This is a genomic window from Rhodococcus sp. 1163 (genome assembly GCF_002091985.1).
In the GTDB taxonomy this organism is placed as follows: Bacteria; Actinomycetota; Actinomycetes; order Mycobacteriales; family Mycobacteriaceae; genus Rhodococcoides.
Genome location: NZ_MKKX01000017.1, coordinates 211,971 through 230,309 on the forward strand (window position 1 = coordinate 211,971; position 18,339 = coordinate 230,309).

Annotated in this window: 13 protein-coding genes and 1 tRNA gene; 6 read left to right on the plus strand and 8 right to left on the minus strand. The window is 62.7% G+C overall.

Going from position 1 to position 18,339, the window contains the following annotated elements:
* The first annotated feature begins 61 nt into the window (after positions 1 to 61).
* The 3 genes from BJD99_RS04460 (at position 62) to BJD99_RS04470 (ending at position 3,590) form a co-directional block, all read left to right on the plus strand.
* Positions 62 to 1,732: a phospholipase D family protein gene (locus BJD99_RS04460; protein ID WP_143542073.1), complete on the plus strand. Its 1,671-nt coding sequence runs from the start codon at positions 62 to 64 to the stop codon at positions 1,730 to 1,732.
* Between the two features lie 156 nt (positions 1,733 to 1,888).
* Positions 1,889 to 2,299, plus strand: coding sequence for a hypothetical protein (locus BJD99_RS04465; protein WP_143542048.1), 411 nt, complete (start codon positions 1,889 to 1,891; stop codon positions 2,297 to 2,299).
* Between the two features lie 271 nt (positions 2,300 to 2,570).
* Positions 2,571 to 3,590 (plus strand): LLM class flavin-dependent oxidoreductase, encoded by a 1,020-nt coding sequence (locus BJD99_RS04470; RefSeq protein WP_084345593.1) that lies wholly within the window; start codon positions 2,571 to 2,573, stop codon positions 3,588 to 3,590.
* 39 nt (positions 3,591 to 3,629) lie between these two features.
* Here the strand turns inward: BJD99_RS04470 and BJD99_RS04475 are convergent, their stop codons facing one another.
* The 5 genes from BJD99_RS04475 to BJD99_RS04495 all read right to left on the minus strand — a co-directional run bounded on the left by BJD99_RS04475 (position 3,630) and on the right by BJD99_RS04495 (position 9,183).
* A complete protein-coding gene (locus BJD99_RS04475; protein WP_179142180.1) occupies positions 3,630 to 5,477 on the minus strand; it encodes an APC family permease in 1,848 nt (615 codons plus the stop codon).
* A gap of 386 nt (positions 5,478 to 5,863) precedes the next feature.
* Positions 5,864 to 5,936, minus strand: a tRNA-Thr gene (locus tag BJD99_RS04480).
* Positions 5,937 to 6,080: 144 nt separating this feature from the next.
* Positions 6,081 to 7,268, minus strand: a complete 1,188-nt coding sequence (locus BJD99_RS04485; RefSeq protein WP_084345594.1) for a DNA polymerase III subunit delta' — start codon at positions 7,266 to 7,268, stop codon at positions 6,081 to 6,083.
* Positions 7,269 to 7,341: 73 nt separating this feature from the next.
* Entirely contained in the window at positions 7,342 to 7,857 is a 516-nt protein-coding gene (locus BJD99_RS04490) for a hypothetical protein (protein ID WP_179142181.1), read from the minus strand.
* Between the two features lie 204 nt (positions 7,858 to 8,061).
* The gene (locus tag BJD99_RS04495; RefSeq protein ID WP_084345596.1) at positions 8,062 to 9,183 is read right to left on the minus strand and encodes an NAD(P)/FAD-dependent oxidoreductase; all 1,122 of its coding nucleotides are present in this window, start codon (positions 9,181 to 9,183) and stop codon (positions 8,062 to 8,064) included.
* 69 nt (positions 9,184 to 9,252) lie between these two features.
* Between BJD99_RS04495 and BJD99_RS04500 the strand changes: the two genes are divergently transcribed.
* The gene (locus BJD99_RS04500) at positions 9,253 to 9,900 is read left to right on the plus strand and encodes a TetR/AcrR family transcriptional regulator (RefSeq protein WP_084345597.1); all 648 of its coding nucleotides are present in this window, start codon (positions 9,253 to 9,255) and stop codon (positions 9,898 to 9,900) included.
* Positions 9,901 to 10,050: 150 nt separating this feature from the next.
* Here BJD99_RS04500 and topA read toward each other — a convergent pair whose 3' ends face one another.
* From topA to BJD99_RS04515, 3 genes are all read right to left on the minus strand, one after another.
* Complete coding sequence (gene topA, locus BJD99_RS04505) at positions 10,051 to 13,050, minus strand: type I DNA topoisomerase (RefSeq protein ID WP_084345598.1); 3,000 nt, start codon at positions 13,048 to 13,050, stop codon at positions 10,051 to 10,053.
* A 144-nt stretch (positions 13,051 to 13,194) separates the two neighbouring features.
* Positions 13,195 to 13,782, minus strand: a complete 588-nt coding sequence (locus BJD99_RS04510) for a hypothetical protein (RefSeq protein WP_084345599.1) — start codon at positions 13,780 to 13,782, stop codon at positions 13,195 to 13,197.
* A gap of 176 nt (positions 13,783 to 13,958) precedes the next feature.
* Complete coding sequence (locus BJD99_RS04515; RefSeq protein ID WP_084345600.1) at positions 13,959 to 14,162, minus strand: cold-shock protein; 204 nt, start codon at positions 14,160 to 14,162, stop codon at positions 13,959 to 13,961.
* Between the two features lie 431 nt (positions 14,163 to 14,593).
* On the opposite strand from BJD99_RS04515, the gene BJD99_RS04520 reads away from it, so the two are divergent.
* Positions 14,594 to 16,951, plus strand: coding sequence for a DEAD/DEAH box helicase (locus BJD99_RS04520; RefSeq protein WP_256895485.1), 2,358 nt, complete (start codon positions 14,594 to 14,596; stop codon positions 16,949 to 16,951).
* Positions 16,952 to 17,159: 208 nt separating this feature from the next.
* Positions 17,160 to 18,296, plus strand: a complete 1,137-nt coding sequence (locus tag BJD99_RS04525; protein WP_256895486.1) for an ABC transporter substrate-binding protein — start codon at positions 17,160 to 17,162, stop codon at positions 18,294 to 18,296.
* Positions 18,297 to 18,339 lie beyond the last annotated feature (43 nt).

Consider the following 18,339-nt stretch of genomic DNA (forward strand, 5'->3'; position numbering starts at 1 on the left):
CGGGACGGCGGCACACCGGATGCGGCATCTCGCGGCGGGCTCTGACAGAATCTCGTCCGTGATGACGCAGCGGGCACGCCGCATGATCGACGTGGTGGCGAAGCGACTCGGACGCAGTATCACCGCACTCGACGACGAAGTTCGCGATTTCGATTCGGCCCATCCGTGGTTCCTGAGTGCCGAGGAACGCGACAATCCCGATACCCGGATCGCGGCGTGGACCGAGGGCAATCGCGTCACGCCGCTGGTACACGGGAAGACCTATTTCGCGCAGCTCGCCGAGGCATTGTCCAAAGCTGGGCGTGACGATCTGGTCTTCTTCACCGATTGGCGCGGCGATCCGGATCAGCTCCTCACCGACGACGGCGAAACAGTCGACGATGCGCTGTCCGGCGTCGCCGAGCGCGGCGGGATCGTCAAAGGCATGGTGTGGCGCTCGCACATCGAGACTCTCGGGTTCACGGGACCGAAGAACCGCAAGCTCGCCGAGCGACTGGCAGAGTCTGGCGGCGAGGTCATCCTCGACCAGCGAGTTCTGATGCTGGGGAGCCACCATCAAAAGTTCGTCGTCATTCGCTACGTCAGCAAAGATCTTCAGGATGTCGCGTTCGTCGGGGGCATCGATCTCGCACGCGCCCGCCGGGACGACGCCGATCACTTCGGCGACCCCGTCAGTCGGCCCTTTCCACCGGAGTACGGCGAGACTCCCGCGTGGCACGACATGCAGGTGCAGCTCGAGGGCCCCGCGGTCCGCGACGTCGAGGACGTATTTCGAGAACGCTGGGAGGACCCCGCTGCACTGTCACGACTGCCCTGGCACGCTCTTCCGGACATTCTCCGGGGAGTGACGCGCGCGCCTTCGGAGCTCCCGGAATCACCGGCCGGCCCCGAGCCGCTGGGCTCGTGCTCGGTGCAGCTACTTCGGACGTACCCCCGCCGCCGACCGGCATATCCGTTCGCCACCAAAGGTGAGCGCAGTGCCGCGCGCGCGTATGCGAAAGCCCTTCGCCGCGCTCGCCAGCTGGTGTACGTGGAGGATCAGTACCTGTGGTCGGTCGACGTCGCGCGGGTCTTCGCCGCTGCACTACGGCGTTCTCCCGACCTTCGCCTCGTCATCGTCGTACCGAAGCATCTCGACGACGACAGCGCGATCACCATCCCGTCGGCGCTGCTCGGTCACTCGGCGGCGCTCGATGTCATTCGTGACGCGGGCGGCGAGAGAGTATTGGTGCTGGATCTGGAGAATGACCGCGGCATACCCGTGTACGTGCATTCGAAGGTCTGCATCATCGACGACGTCTGGGCGGCCGTGGGCTCTGACAACTTCAATCGCCGCTCGTGGACGCATGATTCGGAGTTGACAGCCGCGATCATCGACGAAGACGTCGACCGACGCGAGCCGATCGACCCGGGCGGTCAAGGCGATCATGCCCGGGTATTCGCACGTTCACTACGCCTCGAGTTGATACGTGAGCACCTCGATCGCGCACCAGGGGACGACGCGGATCTTCTCGATCTCGGCTCGTTCTTCGACGCTGTCGGTGCGAGTGCCGATCGTCTCGACGCCTGGCACCGCGCACCGGGGGCGGCACCACGGCCTGCGGGTAGGTTGCGCGCACACAACATCGAGGTGCCAGCGGAATGGCAGCAACGGCTCGCATCGCTGGCATACCGGTTGTTCGTCGATCCGGACGGTCGCCCTTTCGGGATGCGGCTGAGGAAGAACTTCTGACTCTCGTTTCGCCGTAAGCCGCGATCACCGCCGGCTAGTCGGGATTCGAGAGAACGGTGACGAGTCCGACCAGGTGTCCATGCGACCCACTCGAAGCATGAGATCGTGGGGCATGACGAGTGCGTGGCACCAAGCTTTACGAAAAGCGACCTGATCGTGAAGGTGACACTGACGTACCTTTCGGCCCTGACGGTGCTCTGCACGATGTTGGTCTTGCTGTACTGCGTACCTCAGCTGGTGGTCTCCGGTGTGATCGAACCGGGGCCGCTGTTCGAGCTGATGGTGGTGTTTCCAACGGTGGTCGGCGTAGTTGCTTCGCTGATCGGAGCAGTCACGGGGGCCGTTGTGCTTCCGCGCGTGGTGCGCGCCGGACAATACACAGCCGCAACCATGGCTGCCGGGCAGATCATCACCTGCACAATCGCTTTCGCGATCGTTCTCTGGGCGGGTTACTTCGCCACGACAGGATGGGAGTTGCTGATGCTGCCTCTCGCGCTGTTCATCGGCCAAGCCGTAGTCGCTGGGGGTCTTGTGTCGCGAGTGCGGCAGGTGCGTCATGCCGTTTAGTGCGAAAACTCCACTCGATACCTGCCGATATTTCTGTTTCGAACATATGCACTAACAGGGTGTGGATGAAACTGTGGATAACTCGAGGACCAAGGCCTTCAGGCTGTGGATGGCTTGTGGATAGATCTGAAGCTCGTCACCATTACCCCTGCTAGAGAAGGGTAAATCTGAATTACAAGGCTGTGAGTAACTTTGGTTGAAGCTAGAACCTAACCTGTGTATGTTGGGGATTGCATTCATCTTTTGCCGGACTTCGAGGAAGTAGACGCGTATGAAGAACATCGGGTTCTTGTCCTTCGGCCACTGGACGGAAAATCCGCAGTCGCAGACTCGATCGGCCTCCGACGTCCTACTGCAATCCATCGATCTCGCCGTTGCTGCCGAGGAACTGGGTGCCGACGGTGCCTACTTCCGCGTCCACCACTTCGCCAACCAGCTTTCTTCACCGTTCCCGCTACTCGCGGCAGTCGGTGCCAAAACGAGCAAGATCGAGATCGGCACGGGTGTCATCGACATGCGCTACGAGAACCCGTTTTACATGACCGAGGACGCCGGTTCCGCGGATCTCATCTCGGGCGGCCGGCTTCAGCTCGGGATCAGCCGGGGATCGCCCGAGCAGGTCATCGAGGGATACCGCTACTTCGGGCACACGCCGCCGGACGGGTCCGACCACGCGGCGATGGCTCGCGCGCACACCCGACAGTTCCTCGAGCTACTGGAAGGCAAGGGATTCGCCGAACCGAATCCGTCGCCGATGTTCCCCAATCCTCCCGGACTATTGCGTCTCGAGCCGCACTCCGCGGGCCTGCGCAACCGAATCTGGTGGGGGGCCGGCACGCGGCAGACCGCCGAATGGGCTGCCGAGCAGGGCATGAACCTGATGAGTTCGACACTCCTCAGCGAAGACACCGGAGTCCCGTTCCATCAACTCCAGGCCGAGCAGATCGTTCGATTCCGTAAAGCCTGGTCCGACGCAGGCCACGCACACGAACCCCGGGTCTCGGTCAGCCGCAGCATCTTTCCCATCGTCAGCGATCTCGACCGCGCCTACTTCGGCCGCGAAGGCACCAGCCGAGACCAAGTGGGTTACCTCGACGGCGGCAAAGCCCGCTTCGGCAAAACATATGCCGGAGAGCCTGATCGACTCATCGCGGACCTGGCCGAGGACGAGGCCATCGCTGCCGCCGATACCCTGCTGCTGACCATCCCCAATCAACTGGGCGTCGACTACTGCGCCCACGTTCTCGACGCGCTACTCACCGAAGTTGCCCCAGCACTCGGGTGGCGGTAGCGCGCCGATTCGCAGAGGTTCTCTGCGGCGACTTGGTCGTCAGGCGTGCAAGGGGCGGTATCGGTCTGCAGGATCGATGCGGACCGGTATCTGGCACACCACCGCTTCGGTGTGTTTGCGCAGTACACCGGCGATTTCGTCGGTGCGTTGACTAGGCAGGAACTTGTGCCATCTGGTGGCCGGGTCGATGGTGGCGACCACCGCGAATGTTTCCTGATGTGGGAAGTGTGTCCGGATATACCGGGCAAGGGACAGCCCAACCGAGTTTTCGGTGTCTTCGATGACGATCAGATGCGAATCGGGATAGCGGGTTTCCCAGCGATGCGTGAAGTCGGCCGTCGACTCCTCGCCCATGCACACGTGAATCGCGATCAGCTCCGATGACATGGCAGTCGCTGCAGCCATCGCCCGCACGGACAGTGCCGTGAGTTCCGCTACCGGAACCAGCACAGCAGGTTTGACTCGGACGCCGCGGGAGAACTCGACACCGTCGACGGTAGTGAGTCGTGTGCCGATGTGCGTGTACGCACCTCGAATGCGTTCCATCCCGAGGATCAGTGCCGGCAGGGCAAGCGCGATCAGCCACGCTCCCTCGGTGAACTTCATTGCGGTGGTCACCACAGCGGCCACGGCCGTCAGCAGTGCACCGAAACCGTTGAGCGCCAAGCGCCACTTCCAGCCTGGAGTGCGCTCGGCCAGCCAATGCCGCACCATGCCGAACTGAGCGAGGGTGAATCCGATGAACACTCCGATGGCGAACAGCGGGACCAACGTGTTCATGTGTCCGCCGGAGGCGAGGAGCAGCAGTGCCGCTACGCCACCGAGGGACAGAACGCCGTAGGTGAAGACTTCTCGTCGCGACTTTCGACTGAAGCGATGCGGAAGCACATTGTCCTCGGCGAGAAGTCGCATCAGGTTGGGAAGTCCGCCGTACGAGGTGTTCGCTGCCAGTGCAAGAAGTATCACCGTGGAGAATTGCACGACGTAGTAGCCCACACCATTTCCGAGTGATGCGGAGGTGAGCTGCGATAGGACCGTCGTACCGTGCACCGGCGTCAAGGAGAACTTCTCGATCAGCACCGCGAGCCCGATCAGCATGGTGCCCAACAGAATTCCAAGGACGACCTCGGCGCGCTGAGCATTGCGCACCCGAGGCGTCTTGAAGCTCGGTACCGCATTCGCGATCGCTTCGACACCTGTCAGTGCAGCACAGCCACTCGAAAATGCCTTGAGGAGAAGAAGAATACCGATCGAATGTGCATTGTCGGCGAGAAACGGAGTCGCGACCGCGGCGGGCTGATCACGAAACAGTCCCGCAATGATGACGGTGAAGATACTCACGACGAAGATCGCAGTCGGGAGCATGAACACCCGCGCCGACTCCGCGATTCCACGTAGGTTCAACGCAGTGATCCCACCGAGTATCGCCAGCGCAATCCAGACCGTATAAGGAAGCAGTGCGGGGAAAGCCGAGGTCAAAGCCGCCACACCAGCGGCGATCGACACCGCGACGTTGAGGGTGTAATCCACGATCAACGACGCGGCGGCCGCCAAGCTTGCACGAGGACTCAGATGCTTCTTCGCGACGGCGTAGGCACCACCACCTTGGGGAAACGCAGCGATCACCTGACGGTACGACGCCACCAGAACCGCAAGCAACACCGCGATCGCGATGGTCACCGGCAAAGTGAACCCGATACCGGCACCACCGGCGAGGGCGAGAACCAGCACGATGGCCTCGGGGCCATACGACACCGAGGCCATCGCGTCGAGCGACAACCCCGCCAATCCTGTTGCAACGGAAAGCTTGTGCTTTTCGGTGTTTCGCGCCGGCCGTGGGGTTGCCGATACGGCCCCACGGTGCCCGAGTATCACTGAATGTCTCATCGCTCGAGACTCGCACGGGCCATCGGCTTCGAATCGTTTCCTGTCGAAATATTGACGGGATAGCCGCCAATATCGACGACATTGATCGGATACGGCCCCGATCAGGGCGAACCTGCCGTGGTCGAGAGGGCTCTTCGGCCCGAATGTGCCCTCCATGGTTTTCACAGCTGAAACCGCGCCTCGTGAGCGAAGCAGGCGGGTAGAGCCGACTGGTGGGTGTGTCCCTGCCCTCGGTCACAGCTTGGCGATTGGCTACACAAGCCGTATCGGAGGTCCGAATATGTCAGGCGACCGCGTTCCGACGTCGCCGGCCGATCTGGCCGTGCCCGGGTCGACCCACGAAAAAGCCCCTCACCGGCTTGCTGGTGAGGGGCTTTCCGTCTCGGAGCCGCCTAAGAGAATCGAACTCTTGACCTTTTCATTACGAGTGAAATGCTCTACCGACTGAGCTAAGGCGGCGTGCCTTTCGGCGATCGTGAGTCTAACGGAGCATCCCGCCCAAATGAAAATCGGCTGCTTGAATGGCCACTTCAAGCTATCTGTCAGCCTGAATGAACCATTGAAGCGATGGGCCAGCCTCGATGAAACACCCAGGCGATGGGGTCAGCGCAGCGCCGAACCCAACGACGCCACCATGGCGTACACGGCGAACTTCGGTTTGGCGTTCAGAGCCAGGGACTCACGGCAGCGCAGAATGGCCTCGATGCTCTTCAGCAGCGCCTCCGGTGAGGCACCTTTGGCCATCCGTTCGATCTGTTCAGCCATGTCAGGGTGATTGAGCACGGCCGTCGACCCGTACGAGCGGGCCAACGCATCGCGGTACAGGCCGGCGAGATCGATCAGTGCGCGGTCGTACGAGTCGCGCACGTTGCGGGTGCGGCGCGACTTCTGCCGCGCTTCGAGTTCCTTGATGACCCCTGCAGACCCGCGTAGCGCGCCCGCGGCGCCCTTGCCGGTGCCGCCTGCACCCAATGCGGTGCGAAGCTCCTCCATCTCGACGCCGTCGAGCGCAGCACTGATCTCCGCTGCTTCCGTTTCGGCGGCCTTCACCATCTCTTCGGCTGCAAGATAAGCCTGTGTGGGGCGAGCGGCGGCTGATGCGAGCCCGAGCGCACGCATCCGTCGAGCACGGGCATCCTCGTCTTTGGCGAGACGTCGAGCGCGGCCGACATGCCCGCCACTGATCGACGCGGCCCACTCCGCTGTTTTCTGGTCCAGCTTGTCGCGTGTCTGCAGCACTCCTGCGATGGCCGACGCGGTGGGCGTCACCAATGGGATGTGGCGGCAGCGCGACCGCAGTGTCACCGACATATCCTCCGGATCGGTCGACGGCGCACACAGCAGCATGACGGTCCGCGTCGGCGGTTCCTCGACGACCTTGAGCAGCGCGTTGGCGGCGGCCTCGCTGAGCCGGTCGGCGTCCTCGATCACGACGATCTGCCACCGGCCGGTACTCGGACGTCTGGACGCTATCGAGACGATGTCGCGCATTTCCTTGACGCTGATGCTCAGCCCCTGCGGGATGATGCGTCGAACATCGCCGTGGGTTCCTGCCATCGTCGTCGAACAGGCATGGCACTCGCCGCAGCCCGGTGAACCTTCCGACGTGCATTGGAGGGCTGCGGCAAAACACAGTGCGGCCACCGAACGACCCGAGCCGGGAGGCCCGGTGAAAAGCCAGGCGTGAGTCATGGCGGACCCGGTATCGCCATTGCGTGCACCGACGGCTGCAGTGGTCAGCTGCAACTCGACGTCCTCTTGGCCGATCAGCCGATCGAATACTCCTGCCATGGGTGGTGATCCTAGTCGTCGACTACGACGCCGTAGACGATCGCGGTACTGCCGGATGAACGGGCCACCCGACCTAGATGTCCTCCAGAAGCATTCTCGTCGCCACCCTCAATCTGATGCAGAACGAGCTGAAGTCCTTCTCCATCATCGTCAGCTGAAGTGCTCGGCCGTCGATATCGACCAAGGCCACACAGGAGTCGCCCTTGAACACGAAGATCTGAACTGTTCGCGCGCCTACGTCGATGGAAGACAAATCGGTGATGCCGGATGTCGTCTCGATCGAATCCAGCGGCAGTCCTGCCTTGACCGTGGCAGTGAATGCAACATCCTCACCCGTCCAGACGCACCCGCCCGACATCGGCACGACCGTCTCCGGATCCACCCCTACCGCTACCGTCAGCGTGATTTCGTCGAAATCGCATGGGTCGAACTCCGCAGAAGTTACCGCCTCGGTCGTCGGCGGCGTCGCCGAACTCGATTGGCCTTGCCCATGCCACGGGTCCTCGACGACAGCTTTACCCTCGACCGATCGAGCGCACCCCGACAACACGAGTAGACAGCATGCAGCTGCAGCTAGTTTCTTCCTCACACCCACTTGGACGTAGCGAACGCCCCGCTGGTTCCAGCGTTACCCAGTCATGTTCGATCGGCACCCATCCGCTTGAATGGTTCATTCAAGATGACAGATAGCTTGAATGGTCCATTCACGTTGGCAGACAACAGTACTGAACACCCAAGAGCTCCCATCACTGCCGGCATTGGGCCCGCGCCAGTGCTAGTGCTAGTGCTAGTGCTAGCTTGCACCCGAAATGAGCTCGATCAGCCCGAAGGGTGCGCTGTCGCCGATAACCAGATCCAACGTCTCGTGTGCCTCGGCGGCGACTGCTGCGCTGCGCGGGAACAGCTCCCCCTCGTAGGCCGTCAGCGCTGCCTCGATATCACCCGGATGTGCGGCGATCGACTTCCCCAGCTCGGAACCGTCGAACATCGCCAGGTTCGCGCCGTCGCCGGATGGCGGCATGAGATGCGCCGCGTCACCGAGGAGCGTCACACCAGGAACGCGATTCCATCGGTGCTCGTTCGGGAGCGTGTAGATCATCCGCGCAACCGGCGGGGCCTCACCATCGGTGATCAGTGAAGTGAGTTCGGGTGCCCAGCCTTCGAATTCGGCTGCGATCCGGCGCGGTGCGGTGTCGTCGGAGAAGTCGATTTGGGCGATCCAATCCTCGGATCGCTTCAGCTGAACGTAGGTGTGCAGAATGTCCCCTGCCTCGCGGTGCACCGAAATCCCTTTACCGGGGGTGAGCGCGAACATCGCACCACTGCCGACGGCCGCGGCGGCGGCAGAGTGCCTTTCGTCGACGTCGGTCAAATAGGTCTCGACGAAAGTAACGCCGGAGTATTCCGGTATTGAATCCGAGAGTAGAGGCCGCACCCGTGACCAGGCACCGTCTGCGCCCACGAGAAATGGAGTGACAACCGTCGACCCGTCTGTGAATGCCAGTTCATGCGTGCCGTCACCGCGGGACGTGACGCCCGCGAGCTTCCTTCCCCACTGAACAGTGCCGTCGGGCAAGGATTCGATGAGGATTCGTCGGAGATCGCCGCGAAGAACCTCGGGGCGGGTTCCGTTGCCGACGTCCTTGTCTTCGTACAGCACCACGCCCTGTGCGTCGACCGCACGCGTCGCTTCGCCACCCTCGTGAATGATCGCCTGGAACTGGTCCGTGAGACCGGCCTCGGCAAGCGCCGCCTGCCCGTCGGCGACGTGAATATCGAGCTGCCCGCCCTGGGTGCGGGCCTGAGGGGAGGCGTCGGACTCATAGACGACCGCGGAGATCCCGTTCGTGTGGAGCACGCGAGCGAGGACGAGCCCGCCTAGCCCCGCGCCGACGATGGTTACTTGGAATTTCAAGTCCTACCCCTTCTATGGAACGTTGTTCCACAATGATGGAACAACGTTCCAAACATGTCAAGATAGGGCATGGCCACCAAACCGAAGCTCTCCAAGGAACGCATCGTCGAGGCCGCGATCGACATCCTCGACGCCGACGGCGAGGCAGCGCTCACCTTCCGCGCGCTCGCCCTCCGCCTGAGCACCGGAAGCGGCGCGATCTACTGGCACATCGACAACAAACGCGACCTACTTACCGCAGCCACCGAAGACGTCATCACCCACGCAGTGACAGTGACGGTCGGCGAGGAAGACCCCAGAGAGGCAATCCGCGCGATGGCCTCGGGACTGTTCGACGCCATCGACGCCCACCCATGGGCGGGCACCCAACTGGCCGGCGAACCCTGGCAACCGGCTGTCACCCAGATCATCGACGGGATCGGCCGACAGCTTCGGGCACTGAAAGTTCCACAAGACGCACAGTTCGACGCGGTCTCCGCGGTACTGAACTACATCATCGGACTTGCGGCCCAACATGCAGCGGTCGCAAAGCTTCTCACCAGGGAAACCGACCGATCGACATTCCTCGGCAGTATCGCCGATCGGTGGACACAGCTCGATCCCGCGAAGTTTCCGTTCCTGCATCAGGTATCACCGCAGCTACGCGAACACGACGACCGTGAACAATTTCTCGCGGGTATCGACATCTTTCTGGCGGGCGTAGTCACCGCCGATTGAGCAGCCGGGGCGGTTACGCACATGGCGGATGTCTACAACTTTCGGACCCGTCGCCTCAATGGTTCATTCAAGCTGACAGATAGCTTGAATGGTCCATTCACGTTGGCAGACAACATGAATGGACCATTCAAGCAAAAAGGGGGCAGGCGGCTAACCCTCAGCCGGCGGCGTCTTCTTCGCGACGGTTTTCTTTGCGGCAACCTTCTTCGCCGCGGCCTTTTTCGCGGGCGCCTTCTTGGCTGCAGCCTTCTTCGCCGGTGCCTTCTTGGCCGCAGTCTTCGTTGCGGTGACCTTCTTGGTCGTCGCCTTCTTGGTGGCCTTCTTCTTCACCGGGCCACGAGCACGCCTGTCCGCCAGCAACTCCGACGCACGATCGTCGGTGATGTCGGCGACGTCGTCGTCCTTGCGCAGGCTGGCGTTGGTTTCACCGTCGGTCACGTACGGTCCGAATCGGCCGTCCTTGATGACCATCGGCGCTTCGCTGACCGGGTCGATCCCGAGCTCGCGGAGCGGTGGCTTCGCCTCACCCTGACGTCCGCGACGCTTCGGTTCAGCGTAGATCTTGAGCGCATCTTCCAACGTAACGGTGAACAATTGTTCCTCGTCGGTGAGCGAACGAGAGTCGGTGCCCTTCTTCAGGTACGGGCCGTAGCGGCCGTTCTGAGCGGTGATCTCCTCTTTCGACTCGGGGTCCACGCCGACCACTCGCGGCAGCGACAGCAACTTGAGCGCGTCGTCGAGCGTGATGGTCGCGAGGTCCATCGACTTGAGTAGTGAGCCTGTGCGCGGCTTCGGGCCGGCGGCCTTCTTCGCGGCCTTCTTGGCGGGCGCCTTCTTCGCGGCAGCCTTCTTGACTGCAGTTTTGGTGCCGCCGCCACCGTCTTCGCCCTGCGGAATCGGAACGATGTCCGGCTCGGGAGGTGTCGGTTCGGCCGGCGGCTCGGGCAGTATCTCCGTCACGTAAGGACCGAAACGGCCTTCTTTCGCGACGATGTCGTTGCCGGTGAGTGGGTCGGCGCCGAGCTTGCGGCCCTCCTGCGGGGTCGCGAACAGCTTTTCCGCGAACTCGAGCGTCAGCTCGTCGGGGGGAAGGTCGTCGGGCAGGTTGGCGCGCTGCGAGATCGGATCCCCATCGGGATCGTCGTCGTTGCGGACCATCCGCTCGAGATAGGGACCGTAGCGGCCGACGCGTACGTGAACTTCGCGTCCCTCGCTGTCGTCGAACAGCCTGATCGAGTTGATTTCGCGAGCGTCGATGTCCTCGAGGTTGGTGCCGACCATCTTCTTCAGTCCGCCAGAACGCGCGACAGAACCTTCGGCGCCGGTGTCGCCACCGAAGTAGAAGCTGTTGAGCCAATCACCGCGACGTTCGCGACCACCGGCGATGGCGTCGAGATCGTCCTCCATCCCGGCGGTGAAGTCGAAGTCCACGAGTCGACCGAAGTGCGTCTCGAGGAGTGCGACGACCGAGAACGCCACCCACGCCGGCACCAATGCGCTGCCACGTTTGTAGACGTATCCGCGGTCGAGAATGGTCTTGATGATCGAGGCGTACGTCGACGGTCGACCGATCCCCAACTCTTCGAGGGTCTTGATCAGCGAAGCCTCGGTATACCGTGCCGGCGGGTTGGTGGTGTGCCCATCCGGATCGAGCGCGGTAGCGGTCACCGCATGCCCGGCCTTCAACGCAGGGAGTCTGGATTCTGCGTCGTCGGACTGGCCGCCGGCCTCGTCGTCGACACTTTCGACATAGGCCTTCAAGAAGCCTGCGAAAGTAATGGTGCGACCAGCCGCGGAGAACGTGCACTCTTCGCCGGTGCCTGCTGTTCCGGTGATGCGCAAAGTAAGAGTCGTGCCGCGAAGATCCGCCATCTGCGATGCGACCGTGCGCTGCCAGATCAGCTCGTACAGACGGAACTCGTCGGTCTGCAGCGCCGAATGAAGCTGGCCGGGCGTTTGGAAGACGTCACCCGCAGGCCTGATGGCCTCGTGCGCCTCCTGCGCGTTCTTGACCTTGCGTGTGTACTGCCTCGGCGACGGATGGACGTATTCCGCACCGTACAGATCGGTTGCCTGAGCCCGTGCGGCTGCAATCGCGGACTCCGACAAGTTCGTGGAGTCGGTACGCATGTAGGTGATGTAGCCGTTTTCGTACAACCGCTGCGCAACGCGCATGGTTCGTTCCGAGCTGAAACGCAGTTTGCGGCCGGCTTCCTGCTGCAGCGTCGAGGTCATGAACGGTGGGTACGGTTTGCGGGTGTACGGCTTGTCCTCGGCAGACGCGACGGTCAGGTCGACGCCTTGAAGTGCGTCGGCGAGCCTGCGCGCACGTGGTTCGTCGAGAACGGTCACGGCGTCGGTCTTGAGCTTGCCGTCGGCTCCGAAGTCTCGACCCGACGCGACACGATTGCCATCGACGTTGACCAGACGGGCACCGAAACTGCGCGGTGCCGCATCGGCTCCGGCGTCGAGTGTCGCCGAAATGTCCCAGTACTCGGCTGTGCGGAACGCCATCCGGTCACGCTCACGCTGCACGATGATGCGAGTCGCGACGGACTGGACACGGCCCGCCGAGAGCTTCGGCATGACCTTCTTCCACAGGACCGGACTGACCTCGTAGCCGTACAGGCGATCGAGGATTCGTCGGGTTTCCTGCGCGTCGACGAGGTCTTGGTCGAGTTCACGGGTGTCGGCGGCCGCTGCCAGAATGGCTGGTTTGGTGATCTCGTTGAACACCATCCGTCGAACCGGGATCTTCGGGTTCAGGGTCTCGAGGAGGTGCCATGCGATGGCTTCACCCTCACGGTCAGGGTCAGTGGCCAGGTAGAGTTCGTCGGCGTCCTTGAGCAGGCTCTTGAGCTCGGCGACCTTGCTTCGCTTCTCCGGCGACACTACGTACAGAGCTTCGAAGTCGTGATCGACATCGACGCCGAGCCTGGCCCACGGTTCACCCTTGTATTTGGCAGGCACGTCGGCCGCTCCACGTGGGAGGTCTCTGATGTGCCCGACGGATGCCTCGACCACGTAGTTCGGACCGAGGTACGGGGCAATCTTCTTCGCCTTGGTCGGGGACTCGACGATGACAAGACGGCGCGGCTCAACAGAGCTGCCGGTGGACCCGTCCCCCGTGCCGTTATTCCGTGTTGCCACCTTGTTGCCGAACCTTTCCTAGTGCATTGACTCGAAGCACTCCGTGTGCATTTTTACCGGTCGAATCCGACATTTTCTTTCGGTCCGCCTGGTAACAGAGTGACATACGCCGTCGAAATTCTCGCAGATCGGCTTCTGAACGACCTAGTCGGCGCGCGGCCAGCCGGCACGAGCGTCCGCGTTTTCCGGAGGGGGGCCTACGTTCTCGACCAGCCTCATCATGCGCCTGCGCCCGGAAATTCTCAGGCCCGGCATCGGACCGCGAGTGCCGATCTGGGTCGGCGCGATTCCGGCACGCATCAAGGCCTGCGCGAGCGGGGCATGCGTTTCCGGAGCGTGCGGATCGAGGCCGAGGACGTAACGTTCGCCCTCCGCCTCCGGCCTGCCGGAGGCCAGAACCCAGGCCCGTAACTCACGGGATCCAGGAACCCAGCCGGGTGGCATCGCCTTCACCGCGCCCTTGGTCCACAGAGAGGCCAGCGCTGCCAGGTCCGCGACCGATGCCGTACGAACTAGTGGACGACCTTCCTCCGACCGACTCGAGTCCGAGACCAACCCGCACTCGGCGATCAGATCTGCGATCGCCTCGGCGCGCCATTCACTGTCGACGACGACAGAGATACGCGCGCCCGCAGCTGACACGACGACCTGTCCGGTCGACGCCAGCAGTCCGCTCAAGTCGGTCACCGACGGGGGCAACGACTCGGCGGAGAAGAACGACAGCTGGTTCACAGTGTGGACAGTAGGACATTGCCGGTAGAACCGACGCCTCATGTGCGCGTTTCGCCCGAGCAGATGACGCGTCTGCCCGAAAACAACTCATCCCCCTCTTGCCGTTCGCAGAAAATGCGGAACGTAAGAGGGGGATGACGATTGTCGACTCGACCCGCAGTGCGGGCGATTGTCGATCAGACCGCGTGAACTCCGGTTGCCTGAGGCCCCTTGGTGCCCTGGCCGACCTCGAACTCGACGCGCTGGTTCTCCTCGAGGGTACGGAATCCGTTGCCCTGGATCTCGGAGTAGTGAACGAAGACGTCAGCGGACCCGTCCTCTGGTGCGATGAATCCAAAGCCTTTTTCGGCGTTGAACCACTTCACAGTTCCCTGTGCCATGCTGTTCCTTCTCTTTCTAACACCGGATGCGGCGGACAGCGCATACAGTCCGCCGGGCCGGTTCCGACCGTTGTACTTCCTGAATCCCCCTCGCGAGGAACCCCTGCAAAACAGAGATCCCTTCAGGAAACGCTCTGAAAAGCACACCGTTCGCAACATTAGTTTCTGTGAACGTGAAACGAACACAGAAGCTGCGACCAAGGCAAGTGAACCATGTTCCCAGCAATCGCAACAGTCGGAATGCGCACTTTCCGAACATTTTGTCGATCTTGATGACCACAGAGCCGACCGACGACACCGTCGCGTGCCTTCACCAGCAGCGATACCGTCCCACTGCAGGTGATCGACCTGCTGACCGATAGCATGAAAACCGCAGGTCGTAGCCCTCGTAAATGTATGCTGTTCGTTCGATTTTCAAGTATGGAGAGCACGTGACCCAACCGGTTCCACAGCAGAGCTACGGTCGCGCACTACTGGACCGAGTGCTCGCCGGCACCCCCTCCGGTGAGGACCCGTTGACCCACATCGCGGAGTTGCCGGGGCGGGCTTCGCAATTCGTCGACTGGCCGTCGTGGCTGAAGCCCGAAGTAAGCCGCACGCTGATTTCCCGAGGAATCACCCGACCGTGGAGCCATCAGGCTCACGCCGCGACACTCGCCATCGGCGGTCAGCACGTCGTCTTGTCCACCGGTACGGCATCGGGAAAGTCACTGGCATACCAGATGCCGATCTTGTCGACGCTTCTCGACGAGCCCCGCGCGACGGCACTGTATCTGGCACCGACGAAGGCTCTGGGCGCAGACCAACTCCGCAGCACCATCTCCATCACCGACGAGTTACGCACCGAAGCACCGGAATCGAGTGAGGTCTTCCCGAGCTCGTACGACGGCGACACGCCCATCGAAACCCGACAGTGGGCCCGCGCCAATGCACGCTGGATTTTCACGAACCCGGACATGGTGCACATCGGAATTCTCGGCGCGCACGAGCGGTGGGCGAGATTCTTGCGGAACTTGAAATTCGTAGTCGTCGACGAATGCCATTACTATCGTGGCGTTTTCGGTTCCAATGTCGCATTGGTACTTCGGCGCCTTCGACGCATCTGCGCGCGCTACGGTGCCACACCCACCTTCGTTCTGGCGAGTGCTACGACGGCCGATCCGGGAGCAGCGGCCACCCGCCTCGTCGGCGCTCACTGCGCACAGGTCACCGAGGACGGATCTCCGCACGGCCCTCGCACAGTGGCACTGTGGGAACCGCCGCTGCTGAAAGCGATCACGGGCGAGAACGGGGCGCCGGTTCGCCGGTCGGCAGGCGCTGAAGCGTCGCGCATCATGGCCGACCTCATGATAGAAGGCGCTCGCACACTGACATTCGTCCGATCCAGGCGAGGAGCCGAGGTCACCGCTCTCGGCACTCGACGCCTGCTCGCCGACGTCGATCGAGACCTACCCGCTCGGGTTGCCGCGTATCGTGCTGGATATCTCGCGGACGATCGACGGAAATTGGAGTCGGATCTTTCCGACGGCACTTTGCTCGGGGTCGCCACCACCAACGCTCTCGAATTGGGCGTCGACATCGCCGGTCTCGACGCTGTCATCGTCGCAGGATTTCCCGGGACCGTCGCCTCGTTCTGGCAGCAGGCCGGCCGCTCGGGAAGGCGAGGAGAGGGATCTCTCGTCGTCCTCGTCGGCCGCGACGATCCACTCGACACGTACCTGGTTCACCATCCCGCAGCATTGCTGGACAAGCCCATCGAGGCGACGGTCACCGATCCGACCAACCCGTACATTCTCCGCCCGCAAATACTGTGCGCTGCAGCAGAATTACCGATCACCACCGAAGAGGCAGTGGAGCTGCAGGCCGAGTCGGTGCTCACTGCCCTGGCTGCCGACGGGCTGGTCCGCAAACGCCCGCACGGATGGTTCATCACACCCGAGGGCCAGAAGATGACTCCGCATGCCGCCGTGAACATACGCGGCGGCATCGGCGTTCAGGTCGCCATCGTCGACGGCGGCTCGGGTCGCATGCTCGGAACCGTCGATGGTGGCCGAGCCCCTGCCACAGCGCATCCCGGCGCCGTCCACATTCACCAGGGTGAATCGTTCGTCGTCGACGAGCTGGATCTCGAGGACGGAATCGCACTCGTCCACCCGGAGCAGCCCGACTGGAGTACCTCTGCCCGCGAGAGAACCGACATCGCGGTCACGGCGGTGCACTCGCAGCAGGATTTCGGCGAGGTGACCACCGCACTCGTCCAGGTGAACGTCACCCATCAGGTCGTCGGCTATCTTCGACGTCTGCACTCCGGCGAGGTCCTCGATTCCATCGATCTCGACATGCCCGAACAGACATTGGATACACGCGCGGTGATGTACACGATCACACCGGAGCTACTCGAGGCCAGAGGGATACCGGCGGAACGATTCCCGGGATCACTCCATGCCGCGGAACACGCTGCCATCGGCCTACTTCCGCTCATCGCAACCTGCGATCGCTGGGACATCGGCGGCGTATCGACGGCCCTGCACCCGGACACCGGGCTACCCACGATCTTCGTATACGACGGTTACGACGGCGGTGCAGGATTCGCCGACCGGGGGCACAGCGCGCTCCGAGAATGGCTGGCCGCGACGAAGGATGCCATCGAATCATGCGAGTGTCGGACCGGCTGTCCGTCGTGCATTCAGTCACCGAAATGCGGCAACGGTAACGATCCGCTGGACAAGCCTGGCGCCGTCGTGGTGTTGGAAACGGTCCTCGGTGCGCTCCGGGCCGGGCCGCGCTGAGGTAGCTCCTACCGCGGGTCCGAAGACGACTGGGAAACCGCTGCAGCGTCAACGCGCGCCAGTTCAGTTGGCTGATGGACTCGATACGTTCAGTCCTCGTTCATCTTGCAGACCCGATGAATATCTTGGCTATACAACTTGCTCGCGCAAAGTCTGTTTCGCGTGATTGCCACCTGGCAGCGAACGCGAATTCAGATTGGAGTCCATCGTGCGTAGTACAACGATTCGAACAGCGGGAATGATCTTTTTGGTAGGCACAGTGGCCCTCACCGGAACTGCCTGCACCAAGAAGAGTGATGCGCCCGCTACTGCTGCAGCGTCGGCGACATCGGCTGCCGATCTCGGCGGGATGGACGCCCTGATCGCCGCCGCACAGGAGGAGGGCTCTCTGAATCTCATTGGCCTGCCCCGTGATTGGGCCGGGTACGGCAACCTGATGGACAACTTCAGCGCCAAGTACGGCATCGCGGTCACGGTAGACAACCCGGAGGCCAGCAGCGCCGACTTGGTCAACGCGATCAAGTCCCTCGCCGGCCAGGACCGCGCGCCAGATGCAGTGGACGTCGGTACTGCGTTCGCCATCAGCGGAGCTGAAGAGGGCCTGTACGCCCCGTACAAAGTAGAAACCTGGGACAGCATTCCCGAGTCGCAGAAAGCCGCCAAAGGTGACTGGTACGCGGACTACGGGGGCTACATCTCGATCGGCTGCGACGCGGCCAAGGTCGAGGTGTGTCCGGAGTCGTTCGCGGACCTCGCCAAGCCCGAATACAAGGGCAAGGTCGCACTGACCGGCGACCCCCTCAAGAGCAATTCAGCCCTGATGGCCGTCTGGTCGGCTGCCCTGGCCAACGGTGGCTCCGTCGATGACATTGCGCCCGGCATCGAATACTTCGGCAAACTCAAGGCCGCCGGAAACTACGTCCCGGTCAAGGCCACCGCCGCGACGATCGAATCCGGCGAGACCCCCATCGTCGTCGACTGGGACTACCTGAACGCCGCGAAGACCGAGGATCTGGCGAGCTCCGGTGTGCAGTGGACCGTCGCAGTCTCGGGTGACGCGACCATCGGTTCGTACTACGCGCAGGCCGTCAGCGCGACAGCCCCGCACCCCGCCGCCGCGCGCCTGTGGCAGGAGTACCTCTACAGCGACGAGGGCCAGAACGGCTACCTCGCCGGATACGCACGCCCGGCGCGTCTCCCGGCTATGGAAGAAGCCGGAACCGTCGACCCGGCACTCGCCGGCAACCTGCCCGCCGTCACTGTGAAAGCTGAATTCCCCACGGACGCAATGTCCACCGCTGCGAAGAACACGATGACGCAGACCTGGGCCGGCGCGGTCGAGTAATGAGAACTACGAGCCCACCGTCGACCCGGCTCGAGACGAAGAG